Below are 24,454 nucleotides of genomic sequence, written 5' to 3'. Positions count from 1 at the left end.
GTCCTCCCGGACGCCGCCAGGCGCCCGCCATTCCACGCATCAGGCGGCCCGGAAAGGCTGCTCGATGACGTCCATCACATCGGTGAACCATCTTGCTGTCAGATCGAAATGTTTTCCACCTTTTATTCGAGGAAATTCGATCGTGCGCAGCTTGCCGTTCTGGCCTTCGTCATGCCCGGTCACGCCCGAAACCTTGTTAAGCGCGCTCTCCACGGCAAGATCCACCATGCTCTGGATAAGCCGAAGATCGTCGCCATTGGCAGCTGCGGAGCGAGCGAAATAGCCCGACTTCTGCACCATGGACCGTTCCGCGCCAAGAAGTGCGGCGAACTGCTTCTGGAACCAGTTGCCGACATTGATCGTGTCGAGCTTCACATGGCCGAAGGCGTCGCGCTTCACTGATTCACCGGCGGCTTCGCGTTCCGCGACGATGGCGTCGAGGCATGCTCCTTCCGAGACGAAGAGCGTCACCGATCCACGCCGCTCCATCACCTTCTTCAGGCGCTCCGCTTCCTTGTCCAGGTCAAAGGCCATTTCCGGCAGATAGATAGCGTCGATGCTTTTCAGCTCGGCATTCATCATCATGCCGTCGATGTATTCATGCGCTCGCGTCTTCTGTAGATAGGCGCGCGCCGTTGCTGCGGTCAGCCAGCCGCAGTGGCGCCCCATGACTTCGTGAACCACCAGCGATCGAGGCGCTGCGGTTTGTTCGTTGGAGACGTTGTCGAAGAACTGCGCCCCGACTTCGGCTGCCGTCCAGGCACCCAGCGACTGGCGGATAGGCACCACGTCATTGTCCACCGTCTTCGGCAGGCCGACGACGGTCAGGTCGTAGCCGTTGCCACCAAGATAGGCGGCGAGGTCGGCGGCCGTGATGTTGGTGTCATCACCGCCGATCGTATGAAGGATGGTGATGCCATCGGCCGCCAGCCGCTCGGCCGCTACGCGCAGCGGGTTCTCGCCTTCCTTCACCAGCCCGCGCTTGACGCAGTCGGCGGCATTGGTGAGTTTCACGCGGCTGTTGCCGATGGGGGAACCCCCGAACCGATGAAGCAGGTGTGCCTTTTCGCGCATCTGCGGCGTGATCTCGATCCGGTCACCCAGAAGCACACCCTGATAGCCCGAACGATAAGCGATGATCTCTGCTTCCGGTGCGATATCCGTGTAACGCTCGATCAAGCCGCCAACGGCCGACGACAGACAGGGCGCGAGGCCCCCCGCAGTCAGCATTGCTACTTTCTGTTTGGCCATCGATCCTCCTTGATGCGCATCATCGCGTCGCGTTCAAATCCGGCCATGGATGCGTCACGGGCGGACGGCTGTAAAGTGAAATTCTGAAGAAAAAGCCGGCCTTAACCGTGCTGCCCCGCCCAGCGCTTGCGGCAGGTGAGTTTCGATCATCCCCTTTACGCACATCGGGCAGCGCGGATTGTTCCAAAAACATGAACATAGTTTAATCCCAGGCGGTCTTTTGCTGCCTTGCAAAAAACCCATAAATCTGGTCATTTGCGGCATGATATTCGATTTTGCCTGCCTTCAAATCTCTTCTCTCTGGGAACGTCTCCTCGGCGCCATCGGCGATGCGGCCGGCAACACGCTCGGCCGTGTGGTCGAGGCAATCCGCACCCTTTTCGAGGGAGATCCGGAGACCCGGAAGCAGGTCTCTTTCTCCGTTGCGATCATCGCACTGTCCGCCAAGATGGCAAAGGCCGACGGGATCGTCAGCGAGGCCGAAGTAAGAGCATTCCAGCAGATTTTTGATTTCCCGGACGAGGAAGCCCGCAACGTCGCACGGCTCTACAATCTGGCCCGGCAGGATGTGGCAGGGTATGAAGCCTATGCCTCAAAGCTCGCCAATCTCTGCGGCTCTGGCGCTGCTGAAAACTGCCCCATGCTGGAAAACGTGATCGACGGGCTGTTCCACATCGCCAAGGCGGATGGGCTGGTCCACGAGAAGGAACTGGTCTTCCTCGGCCGCATTGCCGAGATTTTCCGGATCGACGAGCAGCATTTCCGGCGGATCATGGCGCGTCACGTGCATCTGGAAGGCTCCGACCCCTATCTGGTGCTGGGCGTTTCGCCGGAGGATGATTTTAGAAGCATTCGCAAGCATTACCGCCTGCTGGTGTCGGAGCATCATCCCGATCGGCTGATTGCGCGTGGTGTACCGGCAACGCTGCATGCGGCTGCCAACGAGCGGATGGCAGCCCTCAACGCGGCTTACGAAGCGATCGAGAAAGAGCGCCGCGCTGCATGACTGTGTTCTCCGCCGATTATGCCGGCGCGTCGGTCATACCATCTCCCAATCACGGTGATCGGTTAGGCGGACGCAGGCCCGATCTGATCCTCTTGCATTATACGGGCATGGGAACCGCCGATCAGGCGCTTGCTTGGTTGTGCAATGAGGAAAGCCAGGTTTCCAGCCACTACTTCGTTTATGAAGACGGCCGCCTGCTGCAACTCGTGCCGGAGGAACGGCGTGCATGGCACGCGGGCAAGAGCTTCTGGGCCGGCGAAGACGACATCAATTCCTGTTCGATCGGCATTGAGATCGCGAATGCGGGGCATCCTGGCGGGCTGCCGGATTTCCCCGAAGCGCAAATCAATGCCGTCGCTCAATTGTGTCGGGACTGCAGCGAACGCTGGTCCATTGCCCCGGAAAGGGTGCTCGCTCATTCTGATGTAGCCCCGGTCCGTAAAGTCGATCCGGGTGAGAATTTCCCATGGCACAACTTGTACCTTGACGGTGTCGGCCACTGGATTGAGCCGACGCAAATCAGAGGCGGCCGGTTTTTTCAGTACGGCGACCACGGCCAGCCGGTGGAAGCGCTTCAGGGCATGCTTGCGCTTTATGGGTATGGAATTGAAGTCACAGGCGAGTTCTGTGAAAAAACGAAAGGCGTGGTCGAAGCCTTTCAGCGGCATTTTCGCCCGAGCCTTATTGACGGGGCTGCCGATTTCTCCACGATAGACACCCTGCACCGGTTGCTCGGCGCCTTGCCCAAGTTCAGCCAGCGTTGACGTCTGTGCAGCCATATTTCCATCGAGCGACGGGTAGCGGCATGGCGGCGCGGTTCAAATACATCATCATCGGCAAGGGCATGATGGGTGCCGCGGCAGCCCGCCACCTGAGCCAATGGACCGACGGCGTCGCACTGATCGGTCCGGACGAAGCGGCCGACTACAGCCGCCATGAGGGCGTGTTTGCAGGCCATTACGACGAAGCGCGCATCACCAGGACGATCGACCGCAATCCCGTCTGGGCGCGACTCGCCAACCGCTCGATCGCACGCTACGGCCAGATCGCTGCAAAAAGCGGAGTCGATTTCTATCATGAAACCGGTTGCCTGATTGCCGGGCCGGAACGCCGGGCTGGTCAACCATCATATGTCGGCAACGTCCTTGATGCCGCCGGCAAGCTCGGTGTCGAGACGGAAACGCTGCAGAGCGGCCAGCTTGAGGAACAGTTTCCCTTTTTCGCCTTTCCCGCATCCAGCGAAGGCGTGTGGGAAGGACGCAATGCCGGCTACATCAACCCGCGACGGCTGGTGCAGGCGCAGTCGTTGCTGGCGGAGCGGCACGGCACGACCGTTATTTCTGAGACCGTCTCGTCCGTTCGCCAGGATGGCGACTCAGTCACAGTCACGACGGCCGAGGGGCAGAGCTACCGCGCGGACCGAGTGCTGGTTGCGGCGGGTGGCTTCTCGATCAACGAGAACCTTTTGGGCGCTCGTCTCGATCTGGAGGTTCGTGCCCGCACTGTGGCCTTCTTCGAGCTCGATCAATCTCGTGTGGACGGCATGGGGCAGGTGCCGTCGCTGATCTGGAAATGGAACGAGGAAGAGGACGGCATCTATCTGCTTCCGCCGGTTCGTTATCCGGACGGAAAGCTTTACCTGAAGATCGGCGGAGATCCGGACGATTTGCTGCTTGAGCGTGAGGCGGATGTTCGGGCCTGGTTCCGATCGGGCGGGCGTGAAAGCACGAAGGCCCATCTTACCCGCGTCATGGGGCAGTTGATGCCGAGCCTGGATCTGTCGCGCTCGTCGATGGCCGCTTGCGTCACCTCGTTTACCCCAACCGGCTATCCTGCGATCGCCATGAGCGGCAATGACCGAATCGGTATCGTCACCGGTGGCTGCGGCGCGGCTGCGAAGAGTTCGGACGAAATCGGCCGGCTCGGGGCCGAACTGATTTTCCATGGCCAAATCGTAGACGATGCCTACAAGCCTCTGACCGATTTCCACGCCGACTATATTTGACGTCACCCCTATAGCCTTCACCGGCCGTCTCCGTTATGGAGCCCCTGCCAGTCGGCCGGGCAGCCGCGCTTTACCAATGCCGAAAGGCGGTGAGGTGAGGAAAGTCCGGGCTCCACGGAAACACGGTGCCGGATAACGTCCGGCGGGGGCGACCCTAGGGAAAGTGCCACAGAAAGCAAACCGCCTCGCATTCCGCTTCTTACGAAGCGACCAGGATGACGGGGTAAGGGTGAAAGGGTGGGGTAAGAGCCCACCGCGCCTCTGGCAACAGCGGCGGCACGGTAAACCCCACCGGGAGCAAGACCGAATAGGGATGACGCGAACCTCCGCGCAAGCGGGGCTCAGGCCTGTTTCCGGGCCAGTCATCCGGGTGGGTTGCGTGAGGCGGTATGCAAATATCGTCCCAGATGAATGGCTGCCACGTTCCGGTGCTTGCATCGGGGCCATACAGAACCCGGCTTACAGGCCGACTGGCGATTTACTTTTCTGAGTGTGCATCGATTTTAGACAATCCAGGCGTGCGCTCCGGGCGCCGCTGAATCTTCGCTGCGTATATAAGCGATAGCGAAATTTGTCGCAGCTGCAGCCGCTTACGAGACATCCAAATGCAGCTTGAAAAGGAGGCTGGAGCCAGTTTCTCCGCATGTGGCGATAACCCTTTGTTAAACTTAACACCTCATAAATATGTGCAGTTTGGGTACGGCTAGCGGGGCTGTTCCCATTGACGCCCATATGGTCCCATGGTATCCCAAGATCGCACTGCACAAGGGCGAATGACCGCCCAAAAATCCCAGAGTTTCGGCGCTGCAGCCGGAAGGATTTGCGTCCATCCGGATGGCGAAGCCGTGTCTGGGGCTGTGTTTTCGGTCCGGAATTATTCCGGTCGGATTTTCAACGGAGCGGATGTCTGGCGTGATGAGCCGCTTCCTGTCGAATGCGACGAACAAGATCGATGCGAAGGGGCGGGTATCCGTGCCGGCGGCATTCCGTTCGGCGCTTTCGGAGCGTGGAGTTCAGGAGCTTTATTGTCTCCAGGATTTCATCTATCCGGCGATCAGCGTCGGCGGTCCGGATCTGCTCGATCGTTACGAGAGGCAGATCGCTTCCGTCGATCCGTTTTCGCCGGAAGCGAACCGGATGTCGCTGCTGGTTCACGGCGGCGGCCTCTTCATGAGGCTCGATGCGGAGGGCCGGCTGATGGTCACGGATTTCATCCGCGACTTCACGGGAATCAGTTCGGACGTGACCTTTGTCGGGCGCTCGGATCATTTTCAGCTTTGGCAGCCGCAGGCGTTTCACGAGGCGCAGGCAGCAGCGAGACAGGGGCGCTTGAGTTTGCGTCCCGCCTAGCACAGGGGAACGGGATGACGGCGAATCCAGGCGAGGCAATCACCGAGCCAGAAGGCGGACCGGCTCGTCACATTCCGGTTCTCCTGCGGGAGGTCATTGATGCCCTTGAGCCCTCCGAAGGCAAAATCATTCTCGACGGAACGTTCGGGGCAGGCGGGTACAGTTCCGCGCTTCTGGATGCCGGCGCGACGATCATCGCGCTCGATCGTGATCCGAATGCTATTTCCGCTGGTCAGGCGCTTGTCGAACATTACGCCGGTAAGCTTTCCCTTGTCGCCGCCCAGTTTTCCGATCTTGCTCAGCATGCGCCGGCCGAGGGGCTCGATGGCGTTGTGCTCGATATCGGCGTTTCCTCCATGCAGATCGACGAGGCCGACCGCGGTTTCTCCTTCCAAAGAAACGGGCCGCTCGACATGCGCATGTCGCGCAGCGGTGTTTCCGCCGCCGATGTAGTCAATCGCGCCAAGGTCAGCGATCTTACCCGCATTTTCGGCTTTCTCGGCGAAGAGAAGCATTCCGGCCGAATTGCCCGCGCCATCGAAAAGCGCCGCGTCAGCGAGCCTTTTGCCACGACGCGAGACCTCGCCAACCTGATCGAGACGGTCAATCCGCGCAAGGCGAAGGACAAGATCCATCCCGCCACCCGCGTTTTCCAGGCGCTGCGGATTTTCGTCAACGACGAGCTCGCCGAGCTGGCGCAGGCGCTGTTTGCTGCCGAGCAGGCGTTGAAGCCCGGCGGCCGGCTGGTCGTCGTCACCTTCCACTCCTTGGAAGACCGAATCGTAAAGCAGTTCTTCGCGGATCGCTCCGGCAAGGTCTCCGGCTCGCGCCACCTGCCCATGGTCGAGGCAAAGCCCGCCACTTTCGAGCCGTTGGGCAAGGGCGTCGTGCACGCCAGCGAAGCGGAAGCAGAAATAAATCCGCGCGCGCGCTCTGCCAAGCTGCGCGCAGGCTTGCGCACGCAAAGTGCCCCCCGCGCAGCGGACATGTCGATCTTCGACCTTCCCGATCTCGCCAGCCTTGCAAAGATGGGAGCTTAAACATGCTCAGGAGCTTCGATCTCGTTTTGATCGGCGTCATGACCGCGACCGCCGTGGTCACCTATTCCATCAAGCATCGCGCAGACCAGAAGCTGTCTGAAGTGCGGCGGCTGGAAACGGAGATCAAGCTTGAGAAGGATACGATCGACCTGCTGAAGGCCGACTGGGCGCTGCTGACCCAGCCAAACCGGCTGCATCGCCTGACCAATCTCTACAACTCGGAACTGAGCCTCGCTTCGACCGAAACCACGCAGCTCGCCATGCCCAAGGAACTCCCCATGCTGCGGTCTCAACTGCCGCAGCCGGAGACGACGATCGAGGACATCATTGCCGGCAAGGACAGCGAAGTTGCTGCGGCTCTCAAGGGCGTCGCTGCAGCCAAGGCCAAGCCGCCCGCAAAGCCTCCGGTTCCGGCGGCGCGGCGGACCACGCTTGATTCCAATACAACCGGTTCGGTGAAACGCTGATGTCCTTCCTTTCGCGAGTCATGGTTCTGAAGAGCAAGGCCCATTTTTCCGCCGGCGGAAGAGGGCGCCCGGCTGATCAGACGGCCCGTTTCGAAGGCAGCCGCAAACGCAAGGCGGCCCAGGCGAAGAATCGTGTGGGCCTGCTGATTGCAGGCTTCGCCGTCTTCTATTGCGTCATCGGCGGCAGGCTTGCCCAGTACGGCATGGCGCAGCCGGAAATAACCTCCAGCATCCTGCCGGCAGACCGTCTCCTGGCGTCCCGTCCCGACATCGTCGATCGTAACGGCGAGGTGCTGGCAACGGACATCCGCACGGTGTCCCTGTTTGCCGAGCCGCACAAGATCGTCGATACGGACGAGGTGATCGAGAAGCTGTCGACGGTTCTTCCCGATCTGGATGCCAAGTCGATATACTCCAAGCTCAAGTCCAATTCGCGCTTCCAGTGGCTGCGCCGTCAGCTGACACCCAAACAGCAGAGCCAGATCCTCGCGCTCGGCATTCCCGGCATCGGCTTCCGCCCGGAAAAGCGCCGCTTCTATCCCGGTGGTTCCACCGCCTCCCACATCGTCGGTTACGTCAATATCGACAACCGCGGCGTGGCCGGCATGGAGCGCTATATCGACACGCAAGGGCTGGCGGATCTGGCCTCCGTCGGCATGACTTCCGACCAGCCGCTTGAGCCGGTCAAGCTCTCGATCGATTTGAGGGTTCAGGCGATCGTCCATGAGGTTGTGGTCGAATCCCTCAAGAAGTACAGCTCGATTGCCGGTGGTGCGGTCGTGCTCGACGTCCATACGGGCGAAGTTCTTGCCATGGCCTCCGCGCCGGATTTCGATCCCAACGATCCCGCCGCGGGGGGCGAGGAGGGCTGGTTGAACCGGATGTCGAACGGCACGTTCGAAATGGGTTCAACGTTCAAGTCGTTCAGCATCGCCATGGGTCTCGATGCCGGGACCATCAAGTTGAGCGACAGTTTCGACGTTCGTTTGCCCATTCGCATCGGCGGCTTCACGATCAAGGACTTCCACGGCCAGAACCGTATTCTGAGCGTGCCCGAGATCTTTCAGTATTCGTCCAATGTCGGCACGGCGAAGATCGTCGATACGGTCAGCATCCCTCATCACAAGGACTTCCTCACCAGCCTTGGCCTGCTTACCAGGATGCATACCGAACTGCCTGAGGTTGCGATGCCGAGCCAGCCGCGCGAGTGGAAGAAGATTAATCAGATGACGATCGCTTTCGGCCACGGCGTCGCGACAACGCCGCTGCAGACAGCTGTCGCCGGGGTGTCCCTGATCAATGGCGGCAGGCTCATTCCGCCGACCTTCCTTCCGCGGACGCGAGAACAGGCTGACGCTGTTGCGACCCAGGTCATCAAGCCATCGACCAGCAAGGATATGCGCTTCCTCTTCGACTGGAACGGCTCAAAAGGTTCGGGCCGAAACGCCCGCGTTCTAGGCTTCGATGTCGGCGGCAAGACCGGTACGGCGGACAAGATCGTCAACGGCCGCTATGTCACCAACAAGAACTTCAACGCCTTCCTTGCGGCCTTTCCGATGGACGATCCGCAATATGTGGTTTTGTCTTTCAGCGACGAGCCGAAAACGGACAAGGGCAATGGCGCAGCGCTTGCGGCCATGTCGGCGGCTCCCATGGTCAAGGAAATCATCAGTCGGGCCGCACCTATTCTTGGCGTGAAGCCGAAATTCGGCGAGGACGGCTCTGCCCTGCTCGTGTCTTATTAAGCCGCGAAAAGTGGCAGGCGATTCGATGTATCGCAGGTAAATGGAAAGGCATCCAATGAAGTTGCGTGATCTGGCCGGGCATGATTATCCGGAACTGGCGGACCTTCTTGGCGGACCGGCGGGCGAGATCGACGTGACAGGTGTCTCTTCCGACAGCCGCAAGATTTCTCCAGGCATGCTGTTTGTCGCCGTTGCCGGCACCAAGGCGGACGGCTCCTCTTTCGTGGGGGATGCCGCAGCACGCGGTGCGGTTGCGGCGATTGCTGCCCATCCCGCCGATGCAGGCATTCCTGTCCTAGTCGTCTCCAGCCCACGCAGGCTGCTGGCGCTCGCCGCCGCGCGCTTCTATGGTCGCCAGCCCGAGACGATGGTGGCCGTGACAGGGACGGCGGGCAAGACTTCCGTTGCCTCCTTCACCCGCCAGATTTGGGCGCATGCCGGTTTTGCTGCCGCGCAGATCGGCACGACCGGCGTCGTATCGCCGACCCGCAACGACTACGGCTCACTGACGACGCCCGATCCCGTGGAGCTGCAGAAACTCCTTTCAGATCTTGCATCCGAAGGCGTGACTCATGCCGCCATGGAAGCCTCCAGCCACGGCCTCGACCAAAGCCGGCTGGATGGCGTGCGACTTTCGGCTTCCGCCTTTACCAATCTCGGCCGCGACCACATGGATTATCATCCGACCGTCGAAAGCTATATGGCCGCCAAGATGCGCCTGTTCGACACGTTGACGCCCAAGGGCGCGCCTGCCGTGATCTTCGCCGACGACGAGTGGTCGCAGGAGGGGATCCGCGCCGCCACGACGGCGGGGCTCGACGTGCGTACCGTCGGACGCAAGGGGAGTTATCTCTCCCTCAAGCGGGTCGAGCACTTCCGCCACAAGCAGACCGCCGAGATCCATGTCGGCCGCGAGATCTTCGAAGTGGACATTCCGCTTGCCGGCGATTTCCAGGTTGCCAACGCCCTGGTTGCGGCGGGTCTTGCCATGTCCACCGGTGTGTCGGCGGCGGTCGCCATGTCCGCGCTCGAAAAACTCATCGGCGCGGCCGGCAGGCTTGAACTGGTGGGCCAGACCAAGGATGGCGCGCTCGCCTATGTGGACTACGCCCACAAGCCGGAAGCGCTCGAAAACGTTCTCACTTCGGTTCGCCCGTTCACGACAGGCCGCGTCATCGTGGTGTTTGGTTGCGGCGGCGACCGCGACAAGGGCAAGCGGCCGATCATGGGCGAAATCGCTACCCGGCTCGCCGATGTCGTCATCGTGACGGACGACAATCCACGATCCGAAGTACCGGAGACTATCCGGTCGGAAATCCTGGCTGCGGCTCCTGGCGCGGTCGAAATCGGTGACCGTGCTAAGGCTATCCGCGAGGCCGTCGGCATGCTGAACTCCGGCGATACGCTGATCGTTGCAGGCAAGGGACATGAGGAAGGCCAGACGATCGGAACGATGGTTCTGCCCTTCTCCGACCACGTGGAAGTCCGCAAGGCTATCGAGGAGTTGAAGTCATGAACTGGCTCTGGACCTCTGAGGCGATGATTGCCGCCATGGGCGGGCGGCCGATCGGCGCCCTTCCTGAAGGCATCACGGGCATTTCAATCGACAGCCGTTCGGTTGGGCCTGGTGAAGCCTTCTTTGCCATCAAGGGCGACCGTGTCGATGGGCATGATTATGCAAGCCTTGCAGTCGCCGGCGGCGCTTCGCTGATCGTCGTCAGTGAGGCGAAGCTGCCGGCGCTCGGACGCCTGACCATCCCGATGATCGTGGTGGAGGACGTGCTCGCGGCGCTCGGCAAGCTGGCGGTGGCATCGCGTGAACGCAGCCGCGCGCGCATCGTCGCCGTCACCGGCTCGGTCGGCAAGACCACGACCAAGGAGATGCTGCGGCAGGCGCTTGCTCCTTCAGGTGTGGTCCATGCGGCGGTCGCATCCTTCAACAACCACTGGGGCGTACCGCTGACGCTCGCGCGCATGCCTGCGGACACCGAGTTCGGTGTCTTCGAGATCGGCATGAACCATCCCGACGAGATCCGGCCGCTGGTCAAGATGGTGCGCCCGCATGTGGCGATCATCACCACGATAGCAGCGGCGCATCTCGGCTATTTCAAGGACCTGGAAGAGATCGCGGCCGCCAAGGCTGAGATCTTTGAGGGCCTCGAGCCGGGCGGAACGGCCATCCTCAACCGCGACATCAAGCAGTTCGCCTTCCTGGAAGAACGCGCGCAGGAGGTGGGGGTCTCGCATATCTGCACCTTCGGCCAGCATGCCAAGGCGGATTTCCGGCTGGCGGATTTCGAGGGCAGCGCCGAAAGCTCGACCATATGGGCGGTGCTGAACGGCGAAACCACGGAAGTGCATATCGGCGCTCCGGGCCGCCATGTTGCCGAGAACGCCATGGCTGTTCTGGGCGCGGCGCTGTTGGTCGGTGCCGACATGACGGCAGCCGGTGCGGCACTGGCGGGCGTGCGCGCGGTCAAGGGCCGTGGCCAGCGCCATATTCTTGGGATAGGCGAGGGGCATCTTACCCTGATCGACGAAAGCTATAACGCCAATCCGGCCTCCATGCGCGCCGCTATTGCATTGCTTGCTGCCACGGCGCCGGAATTGACCGGACGGCGCATCGCGGTTCTGGGCGACATGCTGGAAATGGGCGCGTTTTCCCAACAGGTTCACGAAGAGCTGACCGGGCCTATCCTTGCGGCCGGTATCGAACATGTGTGGCTCGCCGGCACAGAGATGACCGCCTTGCGGGACGCTCTGCCCGACAGCGTGGACGTCGTCTATTTCGACACCACGGCTGAGCTGGCGGACTACGTGGTTCATTCCGTTATCCCCGGCGACGTGCTGATGGTGAAGTCCTCGCTCGGACTGGGCTTCGGCAAGATTGTCGCCTCGCTTATTGACAACTATCCCCCATTTGCCGACACGGAGCACCAATCGTGATTTCCAATGCGGCTTGAGAAAGGGCTTTCATGCTGATCTGGCTTGTCGAACTGTCGGACAGGGTCCAATTCTTCAACCTGTTTCGCTACATCACCTTCCGGACCGGCGCCGCTCTGTTCACATCGGCTCTGATCGTCTTCCTGTTCGGCCCGCAGATCATCAATTCGCTGCGCGTTCGCCAAGGCAAGGGTCAGCCGATTCGCGCCGATGGTCCGCAGACCCATTTCAAGAAGGCCGGCACGCCGACTATGGGCGGGCTGATGATCCTGGCGGGCATCGTCGGGGGCTCCCTGCTCTGGGCGGATTTGTCGAACATCTACGTCGTCGCGACGCTGCTGGTGACGCTCGGCTTCGGCGCGATCGGCTTTTACGACGACTACCTCAAGGTCACCAAACAGACCGACAAGGGCTTCTCCGGCAAGGCACGGTTGGGGATCGAGTTCCTGATCGCCGGCATCGCGGTCTTCTTCATGATGCGGCTTGCCATGGTGACCGAGCAGCACAGCAATCCGCACCTTGCCACCTCCATCGCCTTCCCGTTCGTGAAGGACTTTCTGGTCAATCTCGGTTTCTTCTTCATCCTGTTTGGCGGCTTCGTGATCGTCGGTGCCGGCAATGCGGTGAACCTGACCGACGGTCTGGATGGTCTGGCCATCGTGCCGGTGATGATCGCGGCAGCCTCGTTCGGCATCATCGCCTATCTGGCCGGCAACGCAGTCTTTGCGAATTATCTGCAGATCAATTTCGTGCCTGGGACCGGCGAGCTGGCGGTCATCATGGGCGCTGTGATCGGCGCCGGCCTCGGCTTCCTTTGGTTCAACGCGCCACCGGCCGCCATCTTCATGGGCGACACCGGTTCGCTTGCACTTGGCGGATTGATCGGCTCGGTGGCCGTCGCTACCAAGCACGAGATCGTCATGGCGATCATCGGCGGCCTCTTCGTCATGGAAACGCTTTCGGTCATCATCCAGGTTGCTTTCTTCAAGATGACCGGTCGGCGCGTCTTCCTGATGGCGCCAATCCACCACCATTTCGAGAAACTCGGCTGGACCGAAAGCCAGGTCGTCATCCGTTTCTGGATCATCGCGGTCGGTCTGGCCATGCTCGGCCTGTCGACGCTGAAGCTGCGGTGAGGGGCGATGATTCCGGTTACCACCTTCAAGGACAGGAAGGTTGCCCTCTTCGGACTGGGCGGCTCCGGCCTTGCCACCGCCAAGGCGCTGGTGGCGGGCGGAGCTCAGGTCATTGCCTGGGACGATAATCCGGACAGTATTGCCAAGGCGAACGCCGCCGGGATCACGACTGGCGACCTCCGGTCTATCGACTGGTCGGCGCAGGCGGCCCTGGTTCTGTCGCCGGGTGTGCCGCTGACCCATCCGAAGCCCCACTGGACCGTCGATCTCGCCCGTTCCGCCGGCGTCGAGATCATCGGCGACGTGGAGCTTTTCGTGAGGGAACGCCGGGTGCATGCGCCGGAGTGCCCGCTCATCGCCATTACCGGCACCAATGGTAAATCCACCACAACGGCGCTGATCGCCCATATCCTCACGTCAAGCGGGCGCGACACGCAGCTTGGCGGCAATATCGGCACGGCCATCCTGACCCTGGAGCCTCCGGCGAGTGAGCGCTTTTACGTCGTCGAGTGCTCGTCCTACCAGATCGACCTTGCGCCGACGCTCAACCCGACGGCCGGCATCCTGCTCAACCTGACGCCCGATCACCTCGACCGGCACGGCACCATGCAGCACTATGCCGACGTCAAGGAACGGCTGGTGTCCGGCAGCCGGACTGCCGTGATCGGGGTGGACGACAGTTATAGCGCTTTGATTGCGGACCGTGTGGAGCGAACCGGTGTCGTCGTTCGCCGGATCTCCAAGCGCATGCCCGTGGCTGATGGTGTCTATGCGGACGGAACCCGGATCTTCGACGTGGTCGGAGGCGAGGCGTCTTTGCTTGTGGATCTGGAGGGCATCCAGACCCTGAGAGGGAGCCATAACGCCCAGAACGCAGCTGCGGCAATCGCCGCCTGTCAGGCGGTCGGCGTTTCTGCGGAGGAAATTCGTGAAGGGCTCCGGTCTTTTCCGGGCCTCAAGCACCGCATGCAGCCGGTCGGCAGGCGAGGCGAGGTCGTATTCGTCAATGATTCCAAGGCCACCAATGCGGATGCGGCGGCGCCAGCGCTTTCCAGCTATGAGCGGATCTACTGGATTGCCGGCGGGCTGCCCAAAGAGGGTGGCATCGCAAGCCTCGCTCCACTCTTCCCGCGTATCGTCAAAGCCTATTTGATCGGGGAAGCGGCGCCTGCATTTGCCGTGACGCTGGGCAAGGCTGCGGCATACGAGATTTCAGGTACGCTGGAACAGGCTGTTGCCCATGCCGCCGCGGATGCTGGCGCAGACGGGCAGGCTTCGGCGGTCATGTTGTCGCCGGCCTGTGCGAGCTTCGATCAGTTCAAGAATTTCGAGGTTCGCGGGGATGCCTTCGTGAGCCTCGTCGCCGCGTTGGATGGCGTCACCATGTTGGTCGAGACGGGAAGAGGAAACTGAGAAATGGTAAGTCGCGCTGATCGTGGCCCCCTCGCAGACTGGTTCTGGACGATCGACCGTTTCTTCCTGGCGGCCTTTGTTCTGCTGATGGGTATCGGCTTCATGCTGTCCTTTGCGGCCTCTCCAGCTGTCGCGCAACGAATCGGCCTGCCGGAGTTCCACTTCGTGGAGCGCCACGCGCTGTTCATGATCCCGTCGATCATCGTGATGGTCGGCCTCTCGTTCCTGACTCCAAGGCAGGTGCGGCGCACTGCGATTATCCTGCTTGTCGTTTCTCTCAGCCTGATGGTGCTGGCGCTGTTCTTCGGCGTCGAGGTCAAGGGTGCCCGCCGCTGGATCGGCGTCGGTGCCTTGTCCATCCAGCCCTCGGAATTCATGAAGCCGGCCTTCGTCGTGGTCTGCGCCTGGCTGTTTGCCGAGCATGCCCGCCAGCCGGAAATTCCGGGCAATCTGTTTGCCATCATCCTGTTCGGCATTGTCGCAGCACTTCTGGTGGCGCAGCCCGATCTTGGCCAGACGATCCTGACCAGCGTCGTGTGGGGCGGCATGTTCTTCATGGCCGGCATGCCCTGGCTGTGGATCGTCGTGCTGGGCGGGGCGGGTGCAGGCGGTCTGGTGACCGCCTATTACATGCTTCCGCACGTCACGGCGCGCTTCGACAAGTTCCTCACCGGCGAGGGTGACCGCTTTCAGGTCGAAACCGCTCATGAGGCGATCGTGCGCGGCGGCTGGTTCGGTCAGGGACCGGGAGAAGGCATCGTCAAGCGCATCCTGCCGGACAGCCATACCGACTTCGTATTCTCGGTCGCGGCCGAGGAATTCGGCGTCATCTTCTGCATGGCGCTGGTCTTGATCTTCGCCTTCATCGTGCTTCGGGGCCTCAACCACGCCTTCAAGGAGCGCAACGACTTCACCCGATTCGCGGTAGCCGGACTGGTGCTGCAGATCGGCATGCAGTCGATGATCAATATTGGCGTGAACCTGGAGTTGATGCCGGCCAAGGGCATGACCCTACCGCTGATTTCCTATGGCGGCTCGTCGCAGATTGCTATTTGCGTCACAGCCGGGTTTATTCTGGCATTGACCCGTCACAGGCCGGAAAAGCGGGCACAGGAGCGCAGCCTATTCCGCGTAGCCTCGGGCGTTCCGGCGGAGTAGGAACACATGACCAAAGGCATTATCTTGCTAGCCGCCGGCGGGACCGGCGGCCATTTGTTTCCGGCTGAGGCTCTCGGACATGAGCTGAAGCAGCGCGGCTATTCCGTGCATCTCGTCACCGACAGCCGTGCCGAGCGGTTCGCGGGCAAGTTTCCGGCAGACGAAATCCACGTCGTTCCATCCGCCACATTGGGGTCTAAGAACCCGATCGCGCTTATTCGCACGGGCTGGAAGTTATGGACGGGCCTGAGGGCCGCTCGCAGGTTGATCAGCCGCATCAAGCCTCTCGCCGTGGTGGGCTTCGGCGGGTATCCGACCGTGCCGCCGCTCATGGCTTCGACAGGCATGGGCGTGCCCAGCGTGATCCACGAGCAGAATGCCGTCATGGGCCGCGCCAACAAGGCGCTTGCCAAGCGCGTGCAAGCTATAGCCGGCGGCTTCCTGCCGGAAGGGCAGGGCGAGTTCGCTGCTAAGACGGTGACGACAGGCAACCCGGTTCGCCCCGCCGTTCTGGCGGCAGCTAGCATGCCTTACGTCGCATCTCGCGGAAACGATCCGTTCCGGCTCGTCGTGTTCGGCGGCAGCCAGGGCGCACAGTTCTTCTCCTCCGCAGTACCGACGGCGCTCAGCCTGCTCGACCAATCCGATCGCGAGCGCCTCGTGGTGACGCAGCAGGCCCGGCCTGAGGACCAGGGACGGGTCAATTCCTGCTTCGCCAAGCTGAAATCCCCTGTGGACGTATCGCCCTTCTTTGCCGATATGGCGGAGCGGCTTGCCATGGCGCATCTGGTGATCTGCCGTTCGGGTGCATCGACGGTGTCGGAGATTGCAGTCATCGGCCGCCCATCGATATTAGTGCCTTACCCTTATGCGCTCGACCATGACCAGGCGGCCAATGCGGCAGCCCTCGTTGCGACCGGCGGTGCGCAGGTCGTCGCCCAATCAGAACTTTCGCCGGATCGGCTGTCGGCAATGATCGCTTCGGCGATGAAGGAACCGGATCGCCTTGAAAAGATGGCCGCCTCTGCCAAACAGGCCGGCCGTCCAGACGCGGCCATCGTTTTGGCGGATCTGGTGGTTGCGATTGCGGAACGCAAACCGATTGCGGAATATAAAAAATCAAAAGACGTGGGAGTAAGCGCATGAAAATGCCGAAGGCTATCGGCCTCGTTCATTTCATCGGCATTGGCGGCATCGGCATGAGCGGCATTGCCGAAGTGCTGCATAATCTCGGCCACAAGGTTCAAGGCTCCGACCAGTCCGACAGCGCCAATGTGCAGCGGCTGCGGGACAAGGGCATTCCGGTATTCGTCGGTCACACGGCGGACAACCTGGGTGAGGCCGAGGTGGTCGTGGTGTCGACTGCGATCAAGAAGAACAATCCCGAACTGATGGCGGCGCGCGAGAAGTCGCTGCCCATCGTGCGCCGTGCCGAGATGCTGGCCGAACTTATGCGCTTCCGCAATGCGATCGCGATCGGCGGCACCCATGGAAAGACGACGACCACCTCCATGGTCGCTGCGCTTCTGGAAGCCGGCGGGCTGGACCCGACCGTCATCAACGGCGGCATCATCAATGCCTATGGAACCAATGCCCGCATGGGCGAGGGCGAGTGGATGGTGGTGGAGGCCGACGAATCGGACGGAACCTTCCTGAAGCTGCCGGCGGACGTTGCCGTCGTTACAAATATCGACCCGGAGCATCTCGATCACTACGGCAATTTCGATGCCGTGCGCGCCGCCTTCCGGCAGTTCGTGGAGAACGTGCCCTTCTACGGCTTCGGTGTGCTTTGCCTCGACCACCCGGAAGTGCAGGCACTTGTCGGCCGGATCGAGGATCGCAAGATTGTCACCTATGGTGCCAATCCTCAGGCCGATGCGCGTTTCTTCAATGTGCGCATGGAGGGAACCAAGTCCGTCTTCGACGTGGAAATCCGCCGTCGCCGGACGGGCCGCGTTTTCAACTTCAACGACCTGACGTTGCCCATGCCCGGCCGCCACAACATCTCCAATGCGACTGCCGCGATCGCCGTCGCCAACCGGCTGGGTATTTCGGAAGAGAACATTCGCAAGGGCCTGGCAGCGTTTTCCGGCGTCAAGCGCCGGTTCACGCTGACGGGGACCTGGAACGGCGTCTCTGTCTTCGACGACTACGGGCATCATCCGGTGGAGATCACGGCCGTGCTCAAGGCTGCGCGCGAAGCCTGCGAAGGTCGCATCATCGCCGTCCACCAGCCGCATCGCTTCAGCCGCCTGTCGAGCCTGTTCGAGGATTTCGCCAATTGCTTCAACGATGCAGACAGCATCCTGCTGGCTCCCGTCTACGCCGCTGGTGAAGAACCGATAGATGGTGTCAATTCGGAAGCTCTCGTCTCTCGCATCCGTGCCAGCGGCCATCGCGACGCGCGATATATTTCCTCGCCGACCGAACTTGCTCCGATCATTGCGGGCATTGCGAAACCGGGGGATTTCGTGGTTCTTCTCGGGGCTGGAAATATTACGCAATGGGCGGCCGCGCTGCCCAAGGAACTTGATAGCATTTCGGGACAGTGAGAATGAAACAGGTGAACGGGGAAAAGCTGCTCGCGTCGTTCGGTGATGGCGTAAAGGAACTGCGCGGAAGGCTTACTCCGGATGCACCCATGGACCGGGTTACCTGGTTCCAGGCGGGCGGCCTTGCCGAGCTGATGTTCCAGCCGCATGACGTGGACGACCTCGTCGCCTTCCTGAAGCTCCTGCCCGAAGACGTGCCGCTGACCGTTGTCGGCGTTGGCTCCAACCTCCTTGTTCGGGATGGCGGCATACCTGGCGTCGTCCTGCGGTTGTCCGCCAAAGGTTTCGGCGGCGTCGATCTGGTGGGGGACAATCGCATCCAGGCCGGTGCGATCTGCCCCGACAAGCATATTGCCGCCATGGCGATGGACAACGGCATCGGCGGCTTTGCCTTCTATTATGGCATTCCCGGTTCGATTGGCGGCGCGCTGCGCATGAACGCCGGCGCCAACGGAACCGAGACGGCGCAGCATCTCGTGGAAGTGCATGCCGTCGACCGGAGGGGAAACAGGCTTGTGCTTTCCGCCGCCGATATGGGCTACAGCTATCGGCACTCCGCTGTCTCAAAGGACCTGATCTTCACTCATGCGGTGTTCGAGGGCTATCCGGAGGAGCGTGCCAAGATACGTGCCGATATGGATGCCGTGCGCCAGCACCGCGAGACGGTCCAGCCGGTCAAGGAAAAGACCGGTGGTTCCACATTCAAGAACCCGCCCGACCACTCCGCCTGGAAGCTGATCGACGAAGCGGGCTGCCGCGGGCTGATGAATGGCGGCGCACAGATGTCGTCGCTACATTGTAACTTCATGATCAATATCGGCCACGCGACCGGCTACGATCTCGAATATCTCGGCGAGACGGTGCGTCAGCGCGTGTTCGAAGATTCCGGCATCAAGCTTGAATGGGAAATCAAGCGCCTTGGCATCTTCATGCCCGGACGCGAAGTCCGGCCGTTTCAGGGCGTGACGGGCGAGTAGTCATGGGCGAACCGTTCGATTTTGAAGTGGAGGAACGCAGACTCGTTCTGATCCAAAACGAACGGGCCAAGCTTCGTGCGAATGCGTTGGACAGGCTCTCAACGGCCTCAGCGGCTGCCGGATTCATTGCTCCCGTCGCGTCGATATCCAATGGCGGCGTATCGTTCGGCATCTCGATTTCCGTTGTCGCCTCCACCACGGCTTGGATTTTCACTGCGGCGATGCTACATTTGGGTGCACGGTTCAGTTTGCGAAAGTTGAAGCCTTGAATTTTGCCGCCGCCTTTTATCTGTACGTCCTGCCACTGTCGATTTCAGCGACAGTGTTGAGTTGGATGGCGTATGAGACGTGGAAAGAGCGCCGTAATCGGAAACTGCATCCCGGCGAATGATTTTGAACATCAATAAAAAGCCCGCGAAACCAAGAGTTTCGCGGGCTTTTCTATAAGTTCGATTCCGCTGGCGGTCAGACTTCGTCCTTGCGCGACAGCAGGATGCAGGCGAGCGTGATCAAGGCCGAGAGGCCGAGATAGAAGCCCACATAGGTCATGCCGTAATTGGCCTGCAGCCAGGTGGCGATGTAGGGCGCCAGCGAAGCGCCGAAGATGCCTGCCAGGTTGAAGGTGATCGACGCGCCCGTATAGCGGACGGGTGTGGGGAAGGGCGCTGCAAGCGCTGTCCCGATCAGACCGTAGGTCATGCCCATCAGCATCATGGCAATCGCCGAAAACAGGAAGATCGCGCCTTCGCCGTTCGTCATCAGAGCCGGCAGGACGAAGGAGAAAAGACCGATCAGGACTGTGGTCAGGATCAGCATTTCACGGCGTCCATAGCGCTCGGCGAGTTTACCGATCACCGGAATGAAGATGCCGAAGATGATCGAGCCCAGGATCTGCACTTCCAGCGCATCAAGGAATGGCATTTTCAGCACCTTGATGTTGTAGGACAGAAGATAGGCCGAACCGATGTAGAAGAGCACGAAGGTGGCGAGCGCCACGAAGGTGCCAAGAAACAGGCTGCGCTTGTGGTTGCGGAAAAGGACTGCCACCGGCACGGCAACCCGTTCATGCTGATCGATGGCCTTTTGGAAAGCCGGTGTTTCGGTGATGGAAAGACGAACCCAGAGACCGACCGCGATCAGGATGATCGAGGCGAGGAAGGGAACGCGCCAGCCCCAGCTCAGCAATGCTTCCTGGCTGATGAAGTGCAGCAGGATCCAGAAAATGCCGGAGGAAAGGAAGAGGCCGACCGGAGCGCCGAGCTGCGGGAACATGCCGTACCAGCTGCGCTTGCCGGGTGGTGCGTTTTCCGTCGCAAGTAACACGGCTCCGCCCCATTCGCCGCCAAGGCCGAAACCTTGTCCGAAGCGGCATAGGGCCAACAGGAGCGGCGCCAGCACGCCGATGGAGTTGTAGGACGGCAGGAGGCCGATCACCACCGTGGAGACGCCCATGGTGAGAAGAGCAGCCACGAGCGTCTTCTTACGTCCGATCCGGTCGCCGAAATGACCGAACACGACGGCACCGAGCGGGCGGGCGAAGAAGGCGATGGAGAAGGTGGCGAAGGAGGCGAGCAGCGCGGAGGTCGGATCGCTGTTGGGGAAGAACAGTGTCGGAAAGACCAAGACCGCAGCCGTGGCATAAACGTAGAAATCGAAAAATTCGATCGTCGTGCCGACCAGGCTGGCCGTCAGGACTCGTGCAGGAGAATTCGTTGCAACAGGCGCCAACGGCTCAGCAGAAGACGACGCGGATGGTGACGCGTTTGTCATGCTGATTCCAATTCATTGTGTTCGACTAGGAGCTCATTACGGAGCTTGACCCGGCCTTACCGTAATTTTCTGACATTTCAAACTGATAAAACGCAATATTGAACAAGTTTCAGACCGTTTGGATGATCTCTAATGCGGTGTGGTTGCTCCCGCGAGCCTGTATTTGCCCTTCCGGAGATCCGCTTCCCAAGAACCTGCGTTAACCATTCGATGAGATAGGTCTTCTTGATTTTTCAGTTACTTAGGTATTCCGATTAATCAAGGTAAACGATTTGTTAACCATTTTGCTGCACCAATAGAGGGGCGCCGAGCAAGAGCCAAGAATCGTAAGGCGAATAAGTTTGGCGCAAGCGCTGGGTTCTAATCTGAAGCCCTTTTCTGCAGGAGCGTTTTCATGAGAGACAAGCATGTGGCAGTGTTGATGGGAGGGTTTTCCTCCGAGCGGCCTGTCAGCCTGTCTTCCGGCAAGGCATGTGCCGACGCCCTTGAGGGTGAGGGCTACCGCGTGACCCGCGTGGATGTGGGGCGTGATGTCGCCTCCGTGTTGTCCGAGTTGAAGCCGGATGTCGCCTTCAACGCGCTCCATGGTCCGTTCGGCGAAGACGGCACTATTCAGGGCATCCTAGAATATCTCGAAATTCCTTATACTCATTCCGGCGTTCTGGCCTCGGCGCTTGCCATGGACAAGGGGCAAGCCAAGCATGTGGCGAGTGCTGCGGGTATTCCCGTGGCGGAGGCGCGTGTCCTGAGCCGATTCGATATTGCCGGCGAGCACCCGATGAAGCCGCCCTATGTGGTGAAGCCGGTGCGCGAGGGTTCCTCGTTCGGCGTGGTGATCGTGCAGGAGACCCAGTCGCATCCGCCGCAAGTGATCACGTCTTCGGATTGGCGCTATGGCGACCGGGTTCTGGTGGAGCGCTATGTCCATGGCCGCGAACTGACCTGCGGCGTCATGGGCGATGTGGCGCTCGATGTGACCGAGGTTATCCCGACCGGCCCCGACTTTTACGACTACGATGCGAAATATGCGGCTGGTGGTTCGAAACACGTCATCCCGGCACAAATTTCACCGAATATTTACCAAAAAATTCAAACAATGGCGCTCAAGGCGCATCAGGCGATGGGCTGCCGAGGGGTTAGCCGGTCGGACTTTCGTTACGACGACCGCTTCTCGGAGGACGGCGAGATCATCTGGCTCGAGATCAACACGCAGCCAGGCATGACGCCTACATCGCTGGTGCCTGAGATGGCCGCGCATGCCGGCCGCAGTTTCGGTGATCTTGTCCATTGGATGGTGGAGGACGCGTCGTGTTTGCGTTGATCGGCAGAAAATCGGGTGAGACCCGCAGCCATCCTCAGGACTCGTATGCCGGTGGCGACGATCGCCGCGTGCTGCCCCGACCGCTGCGCAGGATCGTTCGCTTCGGTATCAGCCTTGCAACGGGCCGGATTCATGTTCCTGACCATGTCGGTACGCTTGCGACCTTCGCCTTCATGGGTTCGGTCGGGCTCTACGGCATGTCGCTCGGCGGTCATGCCCAGGACGTTGCGCAGGCAACGACAGCCGCAGTTGGATTTGCGATCGAGGATGTGCGGGTTTCGGGTAATAGCGAAACGTCCGAAATCGATATCCTTCAGCTCCTCGGCCTGGATGGTACGACTTCGCTGGTTGCGCTCGACGTGGATGCGGCGCGCCGAAAGCTCTCCGAGCTTCCATGGGTCCAGTACGCCGAAGTGCGCAAAGTCTATCCGCGTACGATCGAGGTCATGCTGAAGGAGCGCGAAGCTTTCGGCGTCTGGCAGCACGGTTCCGACCTGTCGCTGATCGAGCGCAATGGCAGCATCATCGCGCCTCTGCGCGACAGCAAGTTCGCCTCGCTTCCGCTGTTCGTCGGTCGCGGCGCGGAAGCTGCGGCGGCAAAATTTGTGGACGACATGGCCGAATGGCCGGAGATCCGCTCGCGCGTGAAGGCTTATGTCCGCGTCGCCGGCCGCCGTTGGGATCTGCATCTGGACAATGGCGTGGTGCTCAAGCTGCCCGAGACCAATGTCCCGAAGGCGCTGACGGTTCTGGCGCGGCTTGAAAAGGAACAGAAACTCCTGGAGCGGGATGTTGCGGCCGTGGACCTGCGCCTTGAAGATCGCACCACGATCGAACTCACGGCAGCCGCCACTCAGCGTCGCAACGACGCTGTGGAAGCAAGGAACAAGGCGTTGAAAAAGGCAGGTGAAACTTGAGCGTCTTTGGTTCTTCACATTCCGGTTTGCCGCGCATGAAGCCGCTTTCCTCCAAGCGCAGCCATGTGGTCTCCGTGCTCGACATCGGCTCGACCAAGGTCGTCTGCATGATCGCTCGCCTGACGCCGCGTCAGGAAAGCCAGATCCTGCCGGGACGTACGCATAATGTCGAGATCATCGGCATCGGCCACCAACGCTCCCGCGGCGTGAAGTCCGGGGTCGTCGCGGATCTCGATGCCGCCGAAAGCGTGGTGCGTCTCGCCGTCGATGCAGCCGAGCGGATGGCTGGGTTGACCGTGGATAGCCTTATCGTCAACGTGTCCGCCGGACGGGTGGCAAGCGATATCTACACCGGCACCATCGATCTTGGCGGCCAGGAAGTGGATGCCGCCGACCTCAAGAAGGTACTCGGTGCCGCAAGCCAGCAGTCGCTGCGTCAGGACCGCGCCGTTCTTCATTCACTGCCCACAGGCTTCAGCCTGGATGGAGAACGCGGCATTCGCGACCCGCTCGGCATGTTCGGCGATCTGCTTGGTGTCGATATGCACGTGGTGACGGCTGAGCGTGCGACGCTGCGCAACCTCGAGCTCTGCATCAACCGCGCGCATCTGTCCGTCGAGGGCATAGTGGCGACGCCTTATGCAAGCGGCCTCGCAGCATTGGTCGACGACGAAGTCGAACTCGGCTGTGCCGCCATCGACATGGGCGGCGGCACGACCACGATCTCCGTCTTTGCCGAAGGCAAGCTGGTGCATACGGATGCGATCAGCCTTGGCGGTCATCACGTCACCACGGATCTCGCCCGCGGTCTCTCGACTCGCATCGAAGATGCCGAACGGATGAAGGTCGTGCATGGCTCGGCGGTCGCCAACGGCGCCGACGAACGCGACGTAATCTCGGTTCCGCCGATCGGCGAGGACGACCGTGACCAGCCGACCCAGGTTCCCCGTACGCTGGTAACCAGGATCGTCCGGGCCCGGATCGAGGAGACCCTTGAATTAATCCGTGACCGCATCCAGAAGTCGGGCTTCAGCCCGATCGTCGGCAAGCGCGTGGTCCTGACAGGCGGCGCAAGCCAGTTGACGGGCTTGTCGGAAACCGCCCGCCGCATCCTGGCACGCAATGTACGGATCGGTCGTCCCATGGGCGTGTCCGGTCTTCCGACAGCGGCCAAGGGACCGGCATTTTCGACAGCGGTGGGCCTGATGATCTACCCGCAGGTCGCGGACCTCGAGACCCATATCGGCCAAGGCGGCCTGATCGGATCGCTCGGCAACGGGAATGGCCGCCTCGCAAGAGTGGGACAGTGGTTGAAGGAAAGTTTTTGATCCGGGGCATCCCCGCTTCAGAGAGTTGCAATGAATTGGCCAGCTCGGCAATGCGGCCAGAGAAAGAAGGATAGG

Annotated in this window: 21 protein-coding genes and 1 other RNA gene; 20 read left to right on the top strand and 2 right to left on the bottom strand. The window is 61.0% G+C overall.

Annotated features, from left to right (window positions below; genetic code table 11):
* Positions 1 to 39: 39 nt before the first annotated feature.
* Entirely contained in the window at positions 40 to 1,251 is a 1,212-nt protein-coding gene (locus EPK99_RS07735) for a pyrophosphate--fructose-6-phosphate 1-phosphotransferase (RefSeq protein ID WP_128442474.1), read from the bottom strand.
* Positions 1,252 to 1,513: 262 nt separating this feature from the next.
* Here EPK99_RS07735 and EPK99_RS07730 point away from each other — a divergent pair, with 262 nt between their 5' ends.
* From EPK99_RS07730 to EPK99_RS07650, 17 genes are all read left to right on the top strand, one after another.
* Positions 1,514 to 2,257, top strand: coding sequence for a J domain-containing protein (locus EPK99_RS07730; RefSeq protein ID WP_164901732.1), 744 nt, complete (start codon positions 1,514 to 1,516; stop codon positions 2,255 to 2,257).
* Complete coding sequence (locus EPK99_RS07725) at positions 2,254 to 3,021, top strand: N-acetylmuramoyl-L-alanine amidase (protein WP_128442473.1); 768 nt, start codon at positions 2,254 to 2,256, stop codon at positions 3,019 to 3,021. Before EPK99_RS07730 ends, EPK99_RS07725 begins: the two co-directional genes overlap by 4 nt.
* Positions 3,022 to 3,062: 41 nt before the next feature.
* Positions 3,063 to 4,262, top strand: coding sequence for an NAD(P)/FAD-dependent oxidoreductase (locus EPK99_RS07720; protein WP_128442472.1), 1,200 nt, complete (start codon positions 3,063 to 3,065; stop codon positions 4,260 to 4,262).
* A 47-nt stretch (positions 4,263 to 4,309) separates the two neighbouring features.
* Positions 4,310 to 4,740: RNase P RNA component class A (gene rnpB / locus EPK99_RS07715), an RNA gene on the top strand.
* Between the two features lie 437 nt (positions 4,741 to 5,177).
* Positions 5,178 to 5,612, top strand: a complete 435-nt coding sequence (mraZ, locus tag EPK99_RS07710; RefSeq protein WP_245582405.1) for a division/cell wall cluster transcriptional repressor MraZ — start codon at positions 5,178 to 5,180, stop codon at positions 5,610 to 5,612.
* A 14-nt stretch (positions 5,613 to 5,626) separates the two neighbouring features.
* Entirely contained in the window at positions 5,627 to 6,652 is a 1,026-nt protein-coding gene (gene rsmH, locus EPK99_RS07705) for a 16S rRNA (cytosine(1402)-N(4))-methyltransferase RsmH (RefSeq protein ID WP_128442470.1), read from the top strand.
* 2 nt (positions 6,653 to 6,654) lie between these two features.
* Positions 6,655 to 7,119, top strand: coding sequence for a cell division protein FtsL (ftsL, locus tag EPK99_RS07700; RefSeq protein ID WP_128442469.1), 465 nt, complete (start codon positions 6,655 to 6,657; stop codon positions 7,117 to 7,119).
* Positions 7,119 to 8,864 (top strand): peptidoglycan D,D-transpeptidase FtsI family protein, encoded by a 1,746-nt coding sequence (locus tag EPK99_RS07695; protein WP_128442468.1) that lies wholly within the window; start codon positions 7,119 to 7,121, stop codon positions 8,862 to 8,864. The genes ftsL and EPK99_RS07695 overlap by 1 nt, the downstream gene beginning before the upstream one ends.
* Positions 8,865 to 8,919: 55 nt before the next feature.
* Entirely contained in the window at positions 8,920 to 10,380 is a 1,461-nt protein-coding gene (locus EPK99_RS07690; protein ID WP_128442467.1) for a UDP-N-acetylmuramoyl-L-alanyl-D-glutamate--2,6-diaminopimelate ligase, read from the top strand.
* A complete protein-coding gene (locus tag EPK99_RS07685; RefSeq protein ID WP_128442466.1) occupies positions 10,377 to 11,810 on the top strand; it encodes a UDP-N-acetylmuramoylalanyl-D-glutamyl-2,6-diaminopimelate--D-alanyl-D-alanine ligase in 1,434 nt (477 codons plus the stop codon). The genes EPK99_RS07690 and EPK99_RS07685 overlap by 4 nt, the downstream gene beginning before the upstream one ends.
* A 29-nt stretch (positions 11,811 to 11,839) precedes the next feature.
* Positions 11,840 to 12,943, top strand: coding sequence for a phospho-N-acetylmuramoyl-pentapeptide-transferase (gene mraY, locus EPK99_RS07680; RefSeq protein WP_128442465.1), 1,104 nt, complete (start codon positions 11,840 to 11,842; stop codon positions 12,941 to 12,943).
* Positions 12,944 to 12,949: 6 nt separating this feature from the next.
* Positions 12,950 to 14,356 (top strand): UDP-N-acetylmuramoyl-L-alanine--D-glutamate ligase, encoded by a 1,407-nt coding sequence (gene murD, locus EPK99_RS07675; RefSeq protein ID WP_128442464.1) that lies wholly within the window; start codon positions 12,950 to 12,952, stop codon positions 14,354 to 14,356.
* A 3-nt stretch (positions 14,357 to 14,359) separates the two neighbouring features.
* Positions 14,360 to 15,514 carry a putative lipid II flippase FtsW gene (gene ftsW, locus EPK99_RS07670; protein WP_128442463.1) on the top strand — a complete coding sequence of 385 codons (1,155 nt, stop codon included), beginning with the start codon at positions 14,360 to 14,362 and terminating at the stop codon, positions 15,512 to 15,514.
* Positions 15,515 to 15,520: 6 nt separating this feature from the next.
* On the top strand, positions 15,521 to 16,660 hold the full coding sequence (gene murG / locus EPK99_RS07665; protein WP_128442462.1) for an undecaprenyldiphospho-muramoylpentapeptide beta-N-acetylglucosaminyltransferase: 1,140 nt from the start codon (positions 15,521 to 15,523) through the stop codon (positions 16,658 to 16,660).
* Positions 16,657 to 18,066, top strand: a complete 1,410-nt coding sequence (gene murC / locus EPK99_RS07660) for a UDP-N-acetylmuramate--L-alanine ligase (protein WP_128442461.1) — start codon at positions 16,657 to 16,659, stop codon at positions 18,064 to 18,066. The genes murG and murC overlap by 4 nt, the downstream gene beginning before the upstream one ends.
* Positions 18,067 to 18,068: 2 nt before the next feature.
* Positions 18,069 to 19,043 carry a UDP-N-acetylmuramate dehydrogenase gene (murB, locus tag EPK99_RS07655; RefSeq protein ID WP_128442460.1) on the top strand — a complete coding sequence of 325 codons (975 nt, stop codon included), beginning with the start codon at positions 18,069 to 18,071 and terminating at the stop codon, positions 19,041 to 19,043.
* Positions 19,044 to 19,045: 2 nt separating this feature from the next.
* Positions 19,046 to 19,312 (top strand): hypothetical protein, encoded by a 267-nt coding sequence (locus EPK99_RS07650; RefSeq protein WP_128442459.1) that lies wholly within the window; start codon positions 19,046 to 19,048, stop codon positions 19,310 to 19,312.
* A gap of 196 nt (positions 19,313 to 19,508) precedes the next feature.
* On the opposite strand, the gene EPK99_RS07645 is transcribed toward EPK99_RS07650, so the two are convergent.
* Positions 19,509 to 20,813, bottom strand: a complete 1,305-nt coding sequence (locus tag EPK99_RS07645; protein WP_128442458.1) for an MFS transporter — start codon at positions 20,811 to 20,813, stop codon at positions 19,509 to 19,511.
* A 394-nt stretch (positions 20,814 to 21,207) separates the two neighbouring features.
* Here EPK99_RS07645 and EPK99_RS07640 point away from each other — a divergent pair, with 394 nt between their 5' ends.
* The 3 genes from EPK99_RS07640 to ftsA are packed head-to-tail and all read left to right on the top strand — an operon-like array spanning position 21,208 to position 24,379.
* Positions 21,208 to 22,134: a D-alanine--D-alanine ligase gene (locus tag EPK99_RS07640; protein ID WP_128442457.1), complete on the top strand. Its 927-nt coding sequence runs from the start codon at positions 21,208 to 21,210 to the stop codon at positions 22,132 to 22,134.
* Positions 22,122 to 23,051 (top strand): cell division protein FtsQ/DivIB, encoded by a 930-nt coding sequence (locus tag EPK99_RS07635; RefSeq protein WP_164901731.1) that lies wholly within the window; start codon positions 22,122 to 22,124, stop codon positions 23,049 to 23,051. Before EPK99_RS07640 ends, EPK99_RS07635 begins: the two co-directional genes overlap by 13 nt.
* The gene (ftsA, locus tag EPK99_RS07630; protein ID WP_128442455.1) at positions 23,048 to 24,379 is read left to right on the top strand and encodes a cell division protein FtsA; all 1,332 of its coding nucleotides are present in this window, start codon (positions 23,048 to 23,050) and stop codon (positions 24,377 to 24,379) included. The genes EPK99_RS07635 and ftsA overlap by 4 nt, the downstream gene beginning before the upstream one ends.
* The last annotated feature ends 75 nt before the right edge of the window (positions 24,380 to 24,454 follow it).

This window comes from Neorhizobium lilium (assembly GCF_004053875.1).
Lineage (GTDB): Bacteria > Pseudomonadota > Alphaproteobacteria > Rhizobiales > Rhizobiaceae > Neorhizobium > Neorhizobium lilii.
This window is presented reverse-complemented; position numbering and strand designations above follow the sequence as displayed.